Genomic DNA, 15,708 nt, shown 5'->3' on the forward strand with positions numbered 1-15,708 from the left:
CTCACCCGAACGCGGCGACCACGACGGCCCGCTCCTCCTCCTGGAGGGGCGGGCCGTACGGGTCGTGGGCGTGCGTCCCGGGCACGCGACCCTCGGCGGCGGCCAGCCAGAGCATGCGCTGCACGTAGCCCTCCATGGGCTCGGTGAACGTGACCTGCGCCAGCCGGTCCAACCGCCCGGACGCCTCCTCGAACGCGCGCAGGTCCTTGCCCGCGAACGCCTCCAGGACCGCGGCGGTCACCCCCACGCTGGCCGCGGCGATGCCGACCAGGGCCGCCTCGGCGCCCCACAGCAGGGACGGGCCGAACATGCGGTCCTCCCCCGTGATCGCCAGCCGGTCCGCCTCCCTGGCCAGCGCGATGGCGCGCTGGCAGCCCATCGCGTCCGACAGCAGCGCCGTCTTCAGCCCCGCCACTCCGGGATGCGCCAGCAGCTCGCGCAGCGTGCCGGCCGGGCACGGGCGCGTGTAGAGATCGAAGGCGATCATCGGCAGCCGGGCCGCCCGCCACACCTCCTCGTGCAGCGCCACCCGGTCACCGTCCGATGGGAAGACGAGCACGCCGTCCGCGCCCAGCTCGGCCGCCACCCGCGCCTGCGCCGCCGGGTCCTCCGCCCCGCCGCCCACGCCGGCCAGCACCGGGACGCCCCCTTCACCGGCGCAGGCGACCGCGCGCTCGATGACGGCGGCGCGGACGTCCGGGGCGAGATACGGGCCGCGACCCGTGTGGGCGAGCACGGCCAGGCCGGTGGCGCCGTCGGCCACCAGGCCGGCGAGGTAGCGGGAGACCAGGTCGAGGTCCACCTCGCCGGATGCGGTCATGGGGGTGGCCGCGGCGGCGATCAGCGCGCCGCGGAGCCGGTCCCGAAGGTTTCGTACAGCGATGTCCACCCGCACGACCCTATTTCAGGCCGGTCATCGCGATGCTGTTGACCAGGTACCGCTGCAGCAGGAAGAACACCAGCAGGCAGGGCACCACCGACACGGCCGCAGAGGACATGAGCACCGACAGCTGCAGCTCCTCGGTCCGCAGCGTGGTCAGCCCGACGGTCAGCGTACGGGTGGCGTCGCTCTGGCCGACGACCAGCGGCCACAGGAAGTCGTTCCAGTGCCACAGGAACACGAACACGCCCAGCGTCGCCAGGATCGGCCTGGTCAGCGGCACCACGATCGTCCAGTAGACCCGCCACTCGGAGGCCCCGTCGACCTTGGCCGCGTCGAACAGCTCGTCCGGCAGGCCCAGGATGAACTGCCGCATGAGGAAGACGGCCTGCGAGTTCGCCAGCGTCGGCACGATCAGGCCCCAGAACGTGTCCACCCCGCCCAGGCTGTTGACCAGCACGAACGTCGGGATGAGCGTGGCCTGGAACGGCACCATCATGGTGGCGAGGAACGTCCAGAACATGGCCTCGCGGCCGGGGAAGCGCTTCTTGGCGAACGCGTACCCGGCCATGGACGAGGTGAGCAGGATGATCACCACGGAGACCACGGCGTAGACCAGCGAGTTGATCGTCCACGTGACGAAACCCGACGACTCGAGCACCCGCGTGATGTTGTCGAGCGTGAGCGAGTCCGGCCACTGGACCGGCACGGTCGGCCGGCCCGCCGGCGAGAGCGCCACGATGAACATGGCCACGAACGGGCTGACGGTCAGCACCGACAGCACCGCGAGCAGGGCGGCCAGCGGCCACCTGCCCCGCCACCACCGGCGGCGGGCCGCGCGCACCTCGGTGACGGGCCGGGAGGCGATGATCGTCATGTGTTCCCCCGATCCAGGAAGCGGCGCTGGACCAGCGACACGATCAGCACGATCGCGAACAGCACCATGCCCCACGTGGCGGCGTAGCCGAAGTCGAACGATCGGAAGCCGTGGTCGTAGATGCCGAAGATGAGCGTGTAGGTGGCCCTGGCCGGGCCGCCGCCCGTCATCACGTACACGGTGTCGAAGGTCTGGAACGCGCTGATCGTCTCGATCACCACGACGAAGAAGATCGTGGGCTTGAGCAGCGGCAGCGTGATCCTGCGGAACCGCTGCCACGTGCTCGCCCCGTCCACCGTCGCCGCCTCCAGGTAGGAGGACGGGATCGACTTCAGCCCGGCCAGCAGGATCAGCATCGAGTAGCCGAAGCCCTTCCACACCGACACCACGGCCAGCGCGGGCAGGACCACGGCCGACTGCTCCAGGAACGCCACCGGGCCGAGGTCCGCCTTGGCCAGCAGGCCGTTGATCAGCCCGTCGAACTCGTAGATCCAGCGCCAGATGATGCCCGCCAGTACGAAACTGGTCACGTACGGCAGGAACAGCATGCCGCGGAACAGCCCGCGCATGAAGACCACCTGGTTGAGCAGCAGCGCCGTGCCGAGCGCCACGAGCAGCGTGAGCGGCACGTAGATCGCCACGTACACGAGCGTGACCCGCAGGCTCAACCAGAAGTTCACGTCGTCGAGCAGCCGGGCGTAGTTGTCCGCGCCGATGAACTCCCAGTCTCCGCCGATGTTCCAGTTCGTCAGGCTCATCCCCGCCGCGCCCAGCGACGGGAAGATCCGGAAGATCAGGAACAGCACGAGCACGGGCAGCACGAACAGCAGGCCGGTGACCGGGTCACGCAGGCGATGACGCACCAGGGTTTCCTTTCTGGCGGGTGTGCGAGGGCTCAGCCGCCGCTGCCGAGCAGCTGGTTGGCCTCCTTGGCGGCCGCGTCGAGCGCGGTCTTGGCGTCCTCCTTGCCGAGCAGCGCCGCCTGGATGTGCGGCGCGAGCACGCCCATGACCTGGCGGGCCTTGGGGTGGGTGTCGCCGGGGAAGGCGTACTGCAGGGACTTGGCGAACTCCTTGGAGGCCGCCGACTGGTCGGGCACGGTCACGTCCGTGCGGGCGGGGAAGAAGCCCGACTCCTTGGCCAGCGCGCCGGACACCTCGGGCGAGGCCAGGTAGGTGGCGAACTTCTTGGCGGCGTCCTTGTTCTCGGTGTGCTTGGCCAGCACCAGGGCGCCGGGGATGCCGAACGCGACCCGCTTGGTCCCTTCGAGCGGCAGGCCGATGCCGACGTTGTCGGCCCCGATGGCGGCGCCGAGCTGGTCGGCCATGCCCGCGGTGGCCGCGTGGTACATGGCGGTCTTGCCGGCGGCCAGCGGGCCGCCCTCGATGTCGTTGGCCTTGCTCGCGGTGTTCTCCGGCAGGCCGCCCGCGGCCTTCAGGTCGAGCAGGAACTGCAGGCTGGCCACGCCCTCCTGGCCGTTGAACGCGACGCTCTTGCCGTCGGCGGAGAAGACCGAGCCGCCGTTGGCCCACAGGATCGGGTAGAAGCTCTGGTTCAGGCTGACGTCGGGCTTGCCCGGGTAGTCCAGCACGGCGACCTTCTTGGCGGCCAGCTTGGGCGCGGCCTCCTTCAGCTCCGCCAGCGTCTCCGGCACCTTCTCGACGCCCGCGTCGGCGAACAGCTTCTTGTTGTAGATGGGCGCGGTGATCGTCTGGTAGATCGGCACGCCGTACAGCTTGCCGTTGGCGGTGAGGGCGGCCAGGGAGTTGGGCAGGTACGAGGCCTTGGCCGGGGCGACGATGTCGTCCACCGCCTCGACCGTGCCCTGCTGGGCGTACTGGGGGATCTGGTCGGGACCGAGCACCACCAGGTCGAAGCCCTTCTTCGAGACCAGTGCGGTGGTGACCTTCTCCTGGCGGCCCTCCCAGGGCTGCTGGTCGATCTTGACGTCGATCGTGGGGTTGGCGGCTTCGAAGTCCTTCTCCACCTTGCCCCAGAACGCCTGGCCCTTGGCCTGGTCCGCGATGACGGGATACATCCACAGGGTCACGGTGCTCTTGTCCGAGCCGCTGCTGGATCCGCACCCGGCGGCCGCGAGGCTCAGGGCGGCCGCGAGGCCGACTGCCGCTGCCTTCTTCATCGGCGGCTTCCTTTCGACTAATACCGGTCCTGACCGAAACCTAATGAGCGCGTCTCGACCGGGTCAATCCCTGATACATGAACGTAACTACGGTCGAGCCCGAAATTTCGTGATTTCTTGGGCGATCAGCTCGACGTGCTCGGGGGTGTAGTTCTCGTTCCAGTCGATGACCAGCAGCGTACGGTCCACCATGAGCTCCGCCTGCGGGCAGGGGTTGGGCCGGTATCCCTCGAGCGGATAGCGGGAGGAGCCGTAGATGGCAGCCTCCCACACGGGCGCCCTGTTCAGCGGCTGTGCGAGGTAACCGGCCCGCGCGGGGATCCCGGCCGCGGCCAGGTGCACGGCCAGCTCGGGCGCGTCGCCGTCCGGGCACACGATCGGGAACAGCCACCAGGCGTGGCCGTCCGGGCGCGGCAGCAGTACCCCTGGGAGGCCCTTCAGGGCGTCCAGGAGCTGTCCGGCGGTGCGGCGGCGGGCCGCGAGAACGCCGGGGAGTTTCGCGAGCTGAGCGCGCGCCACGGCGGCCTGGAGCTCGGTCATGCGGTAGTTGATCCCGAAGGCGGCGTGCGACCTCCCGGCGGCGCGGTCCCATCCCTTGTCCGAGAACAGCCGCATCCGTCTGGCCAGCTCGTCGTCGTCGGTGATCGCCACCCCGCCGTCGCCGCAGGTGATGTGCTTCCACTGCTGCAGGCTGAGGCAGCCGACCTGGCCCACCGTGCCCGCGAGCTCGCCGCCGGGCAGCTCGGTCAGCCAGGCCTGGGCGCAGTCCTCGATCAGCGTCAGGCCGCGCTCGTCGGCGAGCGCGCGCAGCTCCCCGACCTTGGCCGGCGCACCGAACAGGTGGACCGCCATGATCGCCTTCGTACGGGGGCCGACGAGCGCGGCCACCGCGTCCGGATCGAGATTGCCGTCGGAGGGATCCACATCGGCGAAGACAGGGACGGCGTTCTGCGCCAAGATGGGGGCCACGGTCCCGAAATCCGTGATCGGCGTCGTGATGACCTCGTCTCCGGGGTCCGGCGCGGCCGCGACGACCGACAGGTGGAGGGCCGCGGTGCCGGAGCTGCAGGTGATCGCGTGACGGGAGCCGTAGACTCGGGCGATCTCATGCTCCAAGGCCCGCGCCTCGGTCCCCCAGACGGAGTTGAGCATGCCCGAGCGGATCACCCGCTCGGCGGCGGCCACCTCCTCGTCGCCGAGCGTACGGCCGTCCGCTTCTGCCATGGACGGGAACTTCACCGGGCACCTCACAAGATATGATTGCGGTCTTGACCGAAAATAGCGAGAGGGAGGCGTGGGTGGGAATCGTCATCGGGGTCGTCGGCCCGCACGACCTGGTCGACGACGTCGCGGCCGTCTGCGAGGAGCAGCCGGGCGTCAGCACGCTGCGCCTCGACTACGACCACGAGTCTCAGGCGCCCGCGATCGTCGAGGCGCACGCCTCCTCCGTGGAGGGGTGGTTGTTCACCGGCATAGTGCCCTACATGCTCTCGCGTGACGCCGACGCGCTCACCCGCCCGGCGGCGTTCGTCGACTACTCGGGCGCGACGCTGCTCAGCGCCCTCGTACGCCTCCAGCACGAGGGCCAGGACATCACCCGGCTGTCGATCGACACGCTGTCGGCCGCCGACGTCCAGACCACGTTCGCCGAGGCCGGGCTGCCCACCGCCGACCTGCGCACGCTCCCTTACCGGCCGGAGATGACCTCCAAGAAGGCCGTCACCTTCCACCGGAAGGGCGCCGCGCACGCGGTGATCACCTGCCTGAGCTCCGTGCACGAGGCCCTGCGCGACGAGCTCCACGTGCTGCGCCTGGTGCCCTCCGTCCATTCGGTACGGGTGGCGCTGCGCCAGCTGATGCTGACCGCCGAGGGACAGGCGCAGGAGGACGCCCAGATCGCGATCGGGCTCGTCGAGGTGGCCAACGAGGAGGGACTGCTGCGGGAGGCCACGGCGCTCGGCGGCACCCTGGCGGCCTTCCGCGGCGGCACGCACCTGCTGGTGACGACCCGCGGCCCGCTCCACGACGCCACGGGCGGCTTCACCGGGTTGCCCATGCTGGCGCGGCTGGCCGCCCAGAACGACGTCGTACGCGTCGGCTTCGGCCTGGGCCGCAGCGCGGCGGAGGCCGAGAGCCTGGCCCGCCGCGCCCTGGCCAGGGCCCGCCGGATCGGCGAGGTGGCCGCGGTCCTGTCGCTGCGGGCGGACACGGACATCGTCCTGGAGTCGGTCACCCCGGCGCCCACGGGGGCGCAGAACCTGTCGGTCATCGCCCGCCGCGTCGGCCTGTCGGTGCCCACGCTGGAGAAGCTCCTGGAGGCGCGGGCGGCCGCGGGGGACGAGCCCCTGACGACCCGCGAGATCGCCGAACGGCTGGCCGTCCAGCAGCGCACGGCCCGGCGCATGCTTCATCGGCTGGAGCTCGCGGGCCTGGCGGAGCGCACCGGCAACCTCACCAGCGGCACCAGCGGCCGCCCGCTGACCCTCTACCGCCTGACCCTCTGACCCCCGCACCCCGGCCCCCGGGCCAGGACGGCGGCAACCGGCGCAACGCGCACGCACGTTCAGGGCGCAAGCGGGCGGCGCAGGGGTGGCAGGCGTGGGGGCGGTGGGGAGGGGCATGCGGGTCAGGAGAGCCAGCGATCGAGCCCGGCCGAGACGAAGTCGTCGTCCCGGAGCCACGGATACGCGCCCCAGATCCGATCGATCTCCGCGAGCTGCCCCGGCGAAAGCTCCTCCTCCGGGTCGAGGCACCACCGCCCCGCCAGCAGCCCCTGCCGCCGCAGCACCTCGTGGATGCCCGGGATGCACCCGTGGAACCCGTTGGCCGAGTCGAAGATGGCCGCGTTGGCGTCCGTGAGGTGCCCGTCCAGCGTGAGCAGCCGCCGTACCACCGCGTCGTCCCCGCCCCGGGCGAGCTTGGCCTCCTCCAGCAGTTCCACGGCCCGCCGCACCCACACGGCCCACTGCCCGAGCAGCCCGCCGACGAACTCGACCTCCACCTCGCGCCCGTCCACGACCACCCGGTGCGAGGTGATGAGGTCGGCCAGGATGTGGTCGTCGTTGCCCGTGTAGAGCGCCACCTCCCCGGCCCGCCCCGCCCGTACGACGCCGTGCAGCACGTCCAGCGTGCGATACCGGTCGAAGGGCGCGACCTTGATGCCCACGACGGACTCCACGGCGGCCAGCCGCGTCCAGAAGTCACGGGACAGGGTGCGCCCGCCCACCGCGGGCTGCAGGTAGAAGCCGATCACCGGCAGCACCTCGCCCACGGCCCTGGCCCGCTCGATGAGCGCGTTCTCGTCGAGCTCCCGGTAGGGGCTCAGCAGCACCATGTGGTACCCGAGCGACCTGGCCAGCTCCGCCTCGGCCACCGCCTGGGCGGTGGGCCCGGTCGCCCCGGCCACCAGCACCACCTCGCGCTCGACCTCCTTGGCGGTGCGGGCCGCCAGTTCGAGCACGGGCGGCAGCAGGCCGGTGCCGTGGATGGCGAACTGCGTCGTGTGCACGCCCACCGCCAGGCCGCCCGCGCCCGCCTCGACGTAGTAGCGGGTCAGCGCCCGCTGGCGGCGCTCGTCCAGCTTCCTGTCCTCGGTGAGCGCGAGCGGGTGCGCCGGGATCACCAGGCCGCGCCTGAACAGGTCGCGAACGGACGTCTGCGCCTGTGGAGCCGTGCTGAGCACGTGAGGTCCCCCTTGGTCGTCGATGTGGCGTGCAGAGTGGCGTGCAGGGTGCCGGGCAGGGTGGTGCCGGAGCCGGTCAGAAGCGGCCGTCACGGCGTTCGAACTTGGTGGGTTTGCCGAGCAGCGGCCCGCCCTCGGCCACCCATCGCGCCGTGTGCTCGATGAGCTCGGCGGGCGTGAGCTCGGGGTAGCCGAACAGGCGGTGGCAGCGCCCCGCGTTCGACAGCAGCGCGGTCGGCGCCTCCTCCCCGGTGAACACGGGCTCCTTGCCCAGCGCCGCGCCGAGGTCCAGGGCGATCTGCCGCACCGAGAGCAGCTCGGGACCGGTCACGTTCAGGATGTACGGCGGCGCGGAGGCCAGGGCCAGCGACCGGAGCGTGACCTCGTTCGCGTAGCCCTGCCAGACCACGTTCACCTGGCCGGTCGACAGGTCGACGGGCTCCCCGGCGAGGACCTTCTGCGCCAGGTCGATGAGCACGCCGTAGCGCAGCTCGACCGCGTAGTTGAGGCGGACGAGCGACAGCGGCGTGCCGTACGTCTCGGAGAAGTGCGTCAGCACCCGCTCGCGCCCCAGGCAGCTCATGGCGTAGTCGCCCACGGGCCCCGTCGGGGAGTCCTCCGTGCTGCCGCCACTGGTGACGGGGACGAGCGGGTAGACGTTCCCGGTGGACAGGGCGGCGATCCTGCTGTGCCTGAAGCGGTCGGCGACCCTCCCGGGCAGGTACGCGTTGGTGAACCAGGTGGCGTGCTCGCGCCCCTGCGTGCCGAACTTGGCGCCGACCAGGAAGACCACGTTCGGCGCGTCGGGCAGGTCGCGCAGCGCCTGCTCGTCGGCCACGTCGGCGGACACCACCGTCGCGCCGTCCTCGGCCAGCGACTCGGCGAGCCCCGGCTCGGAGAAGCGCGAGACCGCGATGATCCGCCGGTCCCCGTTCGTGGCGTTGAGCGCCAGCCGTACCAGGCTCGGCCCCAGCTTGCCGCCGGCGCCCAGGATCAGGATGTCGCCGTCGAGCCCGCTGAGATCGTCCACCAGCCCGGCGCCGGGCCGGGCCAGCCGCTCCTCGAGTTCCGCTGTCGTGCGCACGCGGGTATCTCCTCCGTCTGTTATTTACGGTCCAGACCGTAACTGTCGCAGACTTCGGCTGTCAACGGGTACGCACAACTGGGTCAGGCGACCTCACGGGCTGTGACCAGCACATCGAGGATCGCCCTGGTCTGCTCCCACGGCACCGGGCTGGGCGCGCCGCGCACCATGGAGAGGAACGCGTCGATGGTCCCCTCGTACCCGAGCCCCTTGACCGGGTCGTCGCCGCTCTCGATCACGATCGACTCGGAGCCGTCGCGCCTGTGCACGGTGACGGTGTAGGCCTCGCCCTCGGAGACGCCGAGGATCTCCACCGTCCCCGTGACGCCGCTCCCCCACCGCAGCGCCATCACGCCGGTGTCCTCGGAGCGCAGGCCCTGGTAGTGCCGCTTGGCCCCGGCGGCGCCCACCAGCCGCACGTCCGGCCCCAGCAGGGCGACCAGCAGCTCGACGCCGTGGATGCCCATGGTCACCATGGTCCCGCCGCCCTCGCCGGGCGTGTCCTGCCAGGCGTTGTAGCCGTCGGCCCACAACCCCACGTCGTGCCGTACGGTGGCCCGCACGGCCAGCACCTCGCCGGGATCGACCCGGACTCCGGCGAAAGCAGGGGCGAACCTCAGCACCGAGCTCGACAGCACCCCATCGCCGATCGCCAGCCGGTCGAGCGCGTCGAGCTGGGCCCGGCTGGCGGCGGCCGGCTTGTTCACGAAACAGGGCGCGCCGGTCTCCAGCACCCGCGCCAGCGCCTCGGGCACCTGCGGGTTGGGCACGGTCAGCACCACGCCGTCGGGCCCGGTGGCCAGCGCCTCGCCGAGGCTGCCGGTCACCTTCGCCGCCGGGTGCTCGTCGGTGAAGCGGCGCAGCCGCTCGGGGTCCTGCTCCCACACCACCAGCTCCGCGTGGCGGGCCAGGGTGTGGGCGTCGGTGTACGGGTGGCTGGTGGCCAGCCCGGCGAGGACAATACGCACGAAGGTATCTCCCTAAAGCTCGTCCACCTCGGCGTACGCGCGTCCGCCCGACAGCTTCGCGTACCCGGGCCCACGGTCGAAGAAGCGGTCGCCCGGCGGGCGCAGGCGGGCGCGGAGCTCGGCGGTGCCCTGCTCGTCGATGCGGTCGCCGTCGAGCACCACGCCGTAGTCGCCCAGCGCGCCCGCGATCGACACCTTCCCGTCCCGCACGTCGGCCGCCACCGCCCGGGGGTCGCGGTCGTACGGGGAGCCCCAGCCTCCGCCCCCGGTCGTACGGATGCGGATCAGCTCACCGGCCTGCACCGGATGGTCGTCGACCAGGCCCTCCATCTCCTTGCCCGCGATCTCCACCCGGAACGGCCGCCCCGCGAGGCCGCCGTTCACGCCCCAGCAGGACAGGATCGACCGGTCGGCGATCGACATGTAGGAGGCGTCCCTGAGCATCCTGATGTGCTTGTCGTAGCCCAGCCCGCCCCTGAACATGCCGGGCCCGCCGGAGTCGCAGGCCAGCGCCAGCCGCTCCACCCGGAACGGCCAGCGCGCCTCGGCGAACTCCACCGGGATGTTGCGCGAGTCGGGCACCACATGGATGGTGTCCTCGCCGTCGGCGTACCAGCGCCCGCCCGAGCCACCGCCCAGGACCTCGCGCATCAGGTACGGCTGGTCGTCGGCGTCCGCGCCGTACACGCCCGTGTAGCGGATGGTCTCCTGGTCGGCGGGCATGCGGCCGCCCGTGGCCTTGGCCAGCACACCGGCGAGCACGCCGAGCAGGCGCAGGATGACGAACGTGCGGGCGTTCGTGGGGGCCGGGAAGACCGGGGTGAGCAGGGTGCCCTTCTCCGGGAAGATCATCTTGATGAGGGGCACGACGCCCTCGTTGACGTCCAGCTCGGCCATCCGCTCGGGCGTGTCGGCCAGGTTGCGCAGCACCGGGGCCAGCCACTTCTTCAGGAAGACGCCGTCGGCGTAGTCGCCCGCGTGGTTGATCGGCCCCTTGGCCTGCGGCGACGTGCCGGTGAAGTCGATCGTGAGAGGGGCGTGTTCATGGTCGCGCCCGCTTCGCTCCTCGTTGGCTCCTTCGTCGCTCTCTCGTCGCGAGCTCCTGCGCTCGAGGGCCGCGTGGTCGACCGTCAAAGTGATCCGCTGGGCGTGCAGGCGGGGCTCGTCCACGCCGTCGTGCTCGGCGTAGTCCTCCCACACGTACGTCCCCTCGGGGATCTTGGCCAGCAGCTCCCTGCGGAACGTCTCGGTGGTCTTGGAGATGATCGCGTCGAAGCACTCCTCGACGGCCTGCCTGCCGTACCGGTCGAACAGCTCGCCCAGCCGCCGCGCCCCCATCAGGCAGGCCGAGCACTCGGCGTCGAGGTCGCCGGCCAGCGAGTCCGGCATGCGGGAGTTGCGGGTCATGATGCGCAGCGCGGCCTCGTTCGGCACGCCCTCGTCCCACAGCTTGATCGGCGGCACCATCAGGCCCTCTTCGAACACCGACCGGGCGTGCGAGGGCATGGAGCCGGGCACGGACCCGCCGATGTCGTCGTGGTGGCCGAACGCCTGCACGAACGCCACGACGGCGCCCTCGTGGAAGACGGGCACGGTCACGCACAGGTCGGGCAGGTGGCCGATGCCGCCCTCGGAGAGGTAGACGTCGTTGTGGAAGTACACGTCGCCGGGCTTCATCGTCTCGACCGGGAAGTCGCGCACCACCGGCTGGACGAGCGCGCTGTAGGAGCGGCCGGTGAGCTTGCGCAGCCGTACGTCGTGGATGCCCGCGCGGAAGTCGTGCGCGTCGCGGATCATCGGCGAGCGGGCCGTACGGGCGATGGCCGTCTCGACCTCCTTCTCGACGGACGCCAGCGTGCCCTCGACGATCTCCACCAAGATGGGATCAGTCACGACGGACCTCCACATTTCCGTACTCGTCCACCTTCGCGGTGAAGCCTGGGTGGATGGGGATCGTCGAGCCGTACTCCTCGATCACGGCCGGACCGGTGACCGTGGCGCCGGGGCCGAGGGCGGAGCGCTGGTGGATCGCGGTGTCGCGGGTCTCGTCGAAATGCACGGGACGCACCGAGGTGGCGCCCTCACCGGCCTTCTCCAGGCGGCGGACGGCCGGACGGGTGATGGGGCCGATGCCGGAGACGCGCAGGTTCACCCATTCGACGCCGTGGCGAGGATCATCGCGGTAGGCGTACCCGTACAGCTTCTCGTGGGCCGCGTGGAAGCGGTCGACCACCTCGGCCTGCCAGTCCTCGTCGATCTCGCCCGCCGGGGCCGGCACGCGCACCTCGTACGCCTGGCCGTAGTAGCGCAGGTCGGCGCTGCGCAGGTAGACCGGGTCGTCGAAGCCCTCGCGGTCGAGCGCCTCGCCCGCCTGATGCTCCAGGTCGTGGAAGATCTCGACGGCCTTGCCGAGCGAGAGGTCGCGGGTGACGTACGTACGGACGTAGTCGTTCTTGACGTCCACCGTCAGCAAGCCGAAGGCTGAAACGTTCCCAGGGTCGCGCGGGATGATCACGGCCGGCAGGCCGAGGATGTCGATCAGCCGGCACGCCAGCAGCGGCCCGGACCCGCCGAACGTCACCAGCGGGAAGTCACGCACGTCCAGCCCGCGCTTGACGGTGAGCTGCCTGATCGCGTTGCTCTGGTTGAACGCGCTGATCTCCAGGATGCCCGTCGCCGTGCGCTCGGGGGTGAGGCCGAGCTTGTCGGCCAGCGCCTCGATGCCGCCACGCGCGGCGTCGGCGTCCAGCGGGATCTCGCCGCCGAGCAGGTGGGGCGGGATCCGGCCGAGGAACACGTGCGCGTCCGTGACCGTCACCTCCGTCCCGCCCTTGCCGTAGCAGATGGGGCCGGGGTCGGCGCCCGCGGACCTGGGGCCGACCTTGAGCGTGCCCTCGGGCGAGATCCACGCGATCGAGCCGCCGCCCGCGCCGACGGTGATGATGTCGATCATCGGGATCTTGCACGGGTAGCGGCCCACGGAGCCCTCGGTGGTGATCGAGGGCTCGCCGTCGATCACCACGGCGACGTCGGTCGAGGTGCCGCCGCCGTCCAGCGTGATCACCGACGGGTGCCCCGCCGTGGAGGCGATGAGCGCCGCGCCGAGCGCGCCCGCCGCCGGGCCCGACAGGACGGTGGTGATCGGCTGGTTGACGACCTCGCGGGCCGACAGGATGCCGCCGTTGGACTTCATGACGGAGAACGGCTTGCCGAGGCGGTTGGACAGGCTCGCGATGTAGCCGCGCATGGCGGGCTTGACCGCGGCGTCCACCAGCGTGGTGACCGAGCGCTCGTACTCGCGGTACTCGCGCAGCACGTCGCTCGACAGCGAGATCACCGCCTCCGGGTGCTCGCGCCAGAGCACCTCGCGCATGCGGCGCTCGTGCTCGGGGTTGGCGTAGGAGTGCAGGAAGCAGACGCCGATGGCGTTGATCCCCTTGGCCCGGAACCAGCGGGCCACCTCCACGGCCTGCTCCTCAGAGAACGGCCACACCTCCTGCCCCAGGTGGTCGAGCCGCCCCCCGACGGTCTTCACCAGGTGCACGGGAACGATCCTGGGCGGCTTGACCCAGAAGTAGGAGTTGCCGTAGCCGTCGGGCACGCTCTGCCTGGCGATCTCCAGGACGAACTCGAAGCCCTCGGTCGTGATGAACCCGAGGTTGGAGATCCGGTCCTCGAGCAGTTGGTTCGTGGCCACCGTGGTGCCGTGGACGATCGACCCGACGTACTCCATGGTCGCGCCCGCTTCGCTCCTCGTTGGCTCCTGCGTCGCGCTCTCGTCACGAGCTCCTGCGCTCCGGATGAGCCCGCCGAGCTTCTCGATGCCCGCGACGAACCCGTCCGCCGGGTTGGCGGGGGTCGAGGGGGTCTTGGTGGTGAGGATCTCACCGGTCTCCTCGTCCACCGCGACCACGTCGGTGAACGTTCCTCCGGTGTCCACTCCGATACGCACGCTACGCATGGCTCCTCAGCTCGGTGACCACAGTTCCTCCTGCGAACTCCAGAGGAGAAATGTCCCACGAGGTCATGGAACAAGCCAAGCCACTAAGCTGGCCCCCCGTGACTGAACTGTCTGCCTTGTCTGCTGTGCCGTCTGGCGCCCGGGATGCCGTGCTCAAGTTTTACTTCGGCCCCATGGACTGTGGGAAGTCCACATTGGCGCTCCAGATGAACTACAACCACGGACGCCAGGGTAGGCGCGGACTGGTGCTGACCAAGCACGACCGCTCCGGCGGCCCCAAGATCACCAGCCGGATCGGGCTCGGCCTGGAGGCCATCGAGGTGGAGGACTCCCTCGACATCCTGGAGCTGGTCACCTCCCACGACCGCATCGACTACCTCATCTGCGACGAGGCCTGCTTCTACACCGTCCCGCAGATCGAGCAGCTCGCGGACCTGGTAGACGAGCACGGCGTGGACGTCTACGCGTTCGGGCTGGCCTCGGACTTCCGCTCGGTGATGTTCCCGGCGGCGCAGCGGCTGTTCGAACTGGCGGACGAGGTGTGCCGGCTGCAGGTCGAGGTGCTGTGCTGGTGCGGCCGTCCCGGGCAGCTCAACGCCAGGGTGGTGGGCGGGGCCATGGCGCGTACGGGCGAGCAGGTCGTGATCGGCGACACCGACGCCTCGCCGGTGCGCTACCAGGTGCTCTGCCGCCGCCACCACCGCTCCGGCCAGCTCGGCGAGGGCGCGAACCAGGCCCTCCTCACACCAAGCGGTCCAGCAGGTCTCTGAACAGCCGCCGATCCTCCTCCGGCAGGCCGGCCAGGAACTCCTCCTCCGCCACGCCCACGGCGCGGGTGGCCGCCTCCAGGACCTCGCGCCCGTGGTCGGTCAGCTCGACCATGTTCTTGCGCCGGTCGGCGGGGTGCGGCCGGCGCCCGACGAGCTTCTTGCGCTCCAGCCCGTCCAGCAGCGCCACCATCGTCGTCCGGTCGATGCCCAGCCGCTGGGCGGCCTCCAGCTGGGAGAGCGGCTCCTGCGTGCGGAGCACCGACATCACGCCGAACTCCCGCCCGTCGATCTCGTACGGCTCCAGCGCCGGCCCCGTCAGCTCCGACAGGCGCAGGTTGGCGTGCTTGAGCAGGTAACCGAGGCGACGTCGCGACACGCCTCGATTGTCACACACCCCTTTCGCCGGGCGGCTATCCGGCGGCCAGCTCCTCCAGGCGGTAGGGAAGGTACGCCGAGTCGTCCACGAGCGCCGAGGCGCCCCGCCACCACCCGAACCACTCGCCGCTGCGCCACATCCAGTCCACGCGTTCGATGGCGGCCACCACGTCGCCGACCGTCTCCCACCGCTCGCCGAGCTGCTCCCGCGTGGCGCCGTGCCGCATCGCCCAGGCCCGCAGGACTCCCCCGGCGGCGGAGGGGACCTCGCGGGCGTACGGGTCGGGGTCCTCGCCCGGCAGCCGGTGCGGCCCGAGCCCGGCCGCCACCCCCCAGCTCCACTGCGCCTCGGCGGGCCGGGAGTAACGCAGGGAGTGGAAGTCGAGGTTGGACCCGAGATCGTCGTCGGGCCTGCGGGTGACGACCGCGTCGAGCCGCCCGCCGGCGTCGAAGTGGACGACCAGCCGCTGCCCCGGTTTCACCCCGGGCGGGAGCCGGAAGCGGTCCTCGGCCTGCCACGAGTTGAGATCGACCTCGGCGACGGGCCGCCCCCACATCTGGTCGGCGGCGTCGTCGGAGATCCAGGCGGCCAGCATCTCCAGCGCGGTCAGATCGGTCCACGGCTCGATCGCGACCGCCGTGCGCACCACCTCGTCGGGGGCCGGCAGCTTGCCGCCCCTGGCCCGGCTCCACCATTCCTCGCCCAGCTCGCGGGTGCCGACGAGCAGCGCGGCGATGGCGGCCAGCTCGGCCGAGCGCCGGGTGAGCGAGGCCCCGAGCGCGAGCTCCAGCGTGCGCTCGGTCCGCTCGTCCCCGAGCACCGGGCGCACGTCCACGATCAGGGTCTCGGCTGTGGGGCGCTCGTCGCCCAGCAGGTTGCGAACGACTCTCCTGGCTTCGGTCCGTGCGTCTTCCGCGTGTGCCTGCCGCATACCAGCCACGCTACGCCTGGAGATCCTTTTCCGCGAGAG

Annotated in this window: 14 protein-coding genes; 2 read left to right on the forward strand and 12 right to left on the reverse strand. The window is 71.2% G+C overall.

Annotation, left to right across the window (positions count from 1 at the left end; all coding sequences use genetic code 11):
- Nucleotide 1: 1 nt before the first annotated feature.
- The 5 genes from ACIBI9_RS08040 to ACIBI9_RS08060 form a co-directional block, all read right to left on the reverse strand.
- Entirely contained in the window at nt 2-889 is an 888-nt protein-coding gene (locus ACIBI9_RS08040; RefSeq protein WP_397221214.1) for a dihydrodipicolinate synthase family protein, read from the reverse strand.
- Nucleotides 890-899: 10 nt separating this feature from the next.
- Complete coding sequence (locus ACIBI9_RS08045; protein WP_397221215.1) at nt 900-1,757, reverse strand: carbohydrate ABC transporter permease; 858 nt, start codon at nt 1,755-1,757, stop codon at nt 900-902.
- A complete protein-coding gene (locus ACIBI9_RS08050; protein WP_397221216.1) occupies nt 1,754-2,620 on the reverse strand; it encodes a carbohydrate ABC transporter permease in 867 nt (288 codons plus the stop codon). Before ACIBI9_RS08050 ends, ACIBI9_RS08045 begins: the two co-directional genes overlap by 4 nt.
- Nucleotides 2,621-2,652: 32 nt before the next feature.
- On the reverse strand, nt 2,653-3,897 hold the full coding sequence (locus ACIBI9_RS08055; RefSeq protein ID WP_397221217.1) for an ABC transporter substrate-binding protein: 1,245 nt from the start codon (nt 3,895-3,897) through the stop codon (nt 2,653-2,655).
- A gap of 87 nt (nt 3,898-3,984) precedes the next feature.
- Nucleotides 3,985-5,121 (reverse strand): DegT/DnrJ/EryC1/StrS family aminotransferase, encoded by a 1,137-nt coding sequence (locus ACIBI9_RS08060; RefSeq protein ID WP_397221218.1) that lies wholly within the window; start codon nt 5,119-5,121, stop codon nt 3,985-3,987.
- A gap of 44 nt (nt 5,122-5,165) precedes the next feature.
- Here ACIBI9_RS08060 and ACIBI9_RS08065 point away from each other — a divergent pair, with 44 nt between their 5' ends.
- A complete protein-coding gene (locus ACIBI9_RS08065) occupies nt 5,166-6,401 on the forward strand; it encodes a hypothetical protein (protein ID WP_397221219.1) in 1,236 nt (411 codons plus the stop codon).
- 122 nt (nt 6,402-6,523) lie between these two features.
- On the opposite strand, the gene ACIBI9_RS08070 is transcribed toward ACIBI9_RS08065, so the two are convergent.
- The 5 genes from ACIBI9_RS08070 to ACIBI9_RS08090 all read right to left on the reverse strand — a co-directional run bounded on the left by ACIBI9_RS08070 (nt 6,524) and on the right by ACIBI9_RS08090 (nt 13,592).
- Nucleotides 6,524-7,579, reverse strand: coding sequence for a dihydrodipicolinate synthase family protein (locus ACIBI9_RS08070; RefSeq protein WP_394490064.1), 1,056 nt, complete (start codon nt 7,577-7,579; stop codon nt 6,524-6,526).
- A gap of 76 nt (nt 7,580-7,655) precedes the next feature.
- Nucleotides 7,656-8,663 (reverse strand): NAD-dependent epimerase/dehydratase family protein, encoded by a 1,008-nt coding sequence (locus tag ACIBI9_RS08075; protein WP_397221221.1) that lies wholly within the window; start codon nt 8,661-8,663, stop codon nt 7,656-7,658.
- Nucleotides 8,664-8,746: 83 nt separating this feature from the next.
- Entirely contained in the window at nt 8,747-9,631 is an 885-nt protein-coding gene (locus ACIBI9_RS08080; protein WP_397221222.1) for a Gfo/Idh/MocA family protein, read from the reverse strand.
- Between the two features lie 12 nt (nt 9,632-9,643).
- A complete protein-coding gene (locus ACIBI9_RS08085; RefSeq protein ID WP_397221223.1) occupies nt 9,644-11,524 on the reverse strand; it encodes a hydantoinase B/oxoprolinase family protein in 1,881 nt (626 codons plus the stop codon).
- The gene (locus tag ACIBI9_RS08090) at nt 11,517-13,592 is read right to left on the reverse strand and encodes a hydantoinase/oxoprolinase family protein (protein WP_397221224.1); all 2,076 of its coding nucleotides are present in this window, start codon (nt 13,590-13,592) and stop codon (nt 11,517-11,519) included. The genes ACIBI9_RS08085 and ACIBI9_RS08090 overlap by 8 nt, the downstream gene beginning before the upstream one ends.
- Nucleotides 13,593-13,657: 65 nt before the next feature.
- Here ACIBI9_RS08090 and ACIBI9_RS08095 point away from each other — a divergent pair, with 65 nt between their 5' ends.
- On the forward strand, nt 13,658-14,362 hold the full coding sequence (locus ACIBI9_RS08095) for a thymidine kinase (RefSeq protein WP_397221820.1): 705 nt from the start codon (nt 13,658-13,660) through the stop codon (nt 14,360-14,362).
- On the opposite strand, the gene ACIBI9_RS08100 is transcribed toward ACIBI9_RS08095, so the two are convergent.
- The gene (locus ACIBI9_RS08100) at nt 14,334-14,738 is read right to left on the reverse strand and encodes a MarR family winged helix-turn-helix transcriptional regulator (protein ID WP_397221225.1); all 405 of its coding nucleotides are present in this window, start codon (nt 14,736-14,738) and stop codon (nt 14,334-14,336) included. The genes ACIBI9_RS08095 and ACIBI9_RS08100 overlap by 29 nt on opposite strands.
- 34 nt (nt 14,739-14,772) lie before the next feature.
- A complete protein-coding gene (locus ACIBI9_RS08105) occupies nt 14,773-15,669 on the reverse strand; it encodes a hypothetical protein (protein ID WP_397221226.1) in 897 nt (298 codons plus the stop codon).
- Nucleotides 15,670-15,708: the final 39 nt, after the last annotated feature.

The organism is Nonomuraea sp. NPDC050451 (assembly GCF_044458585.1).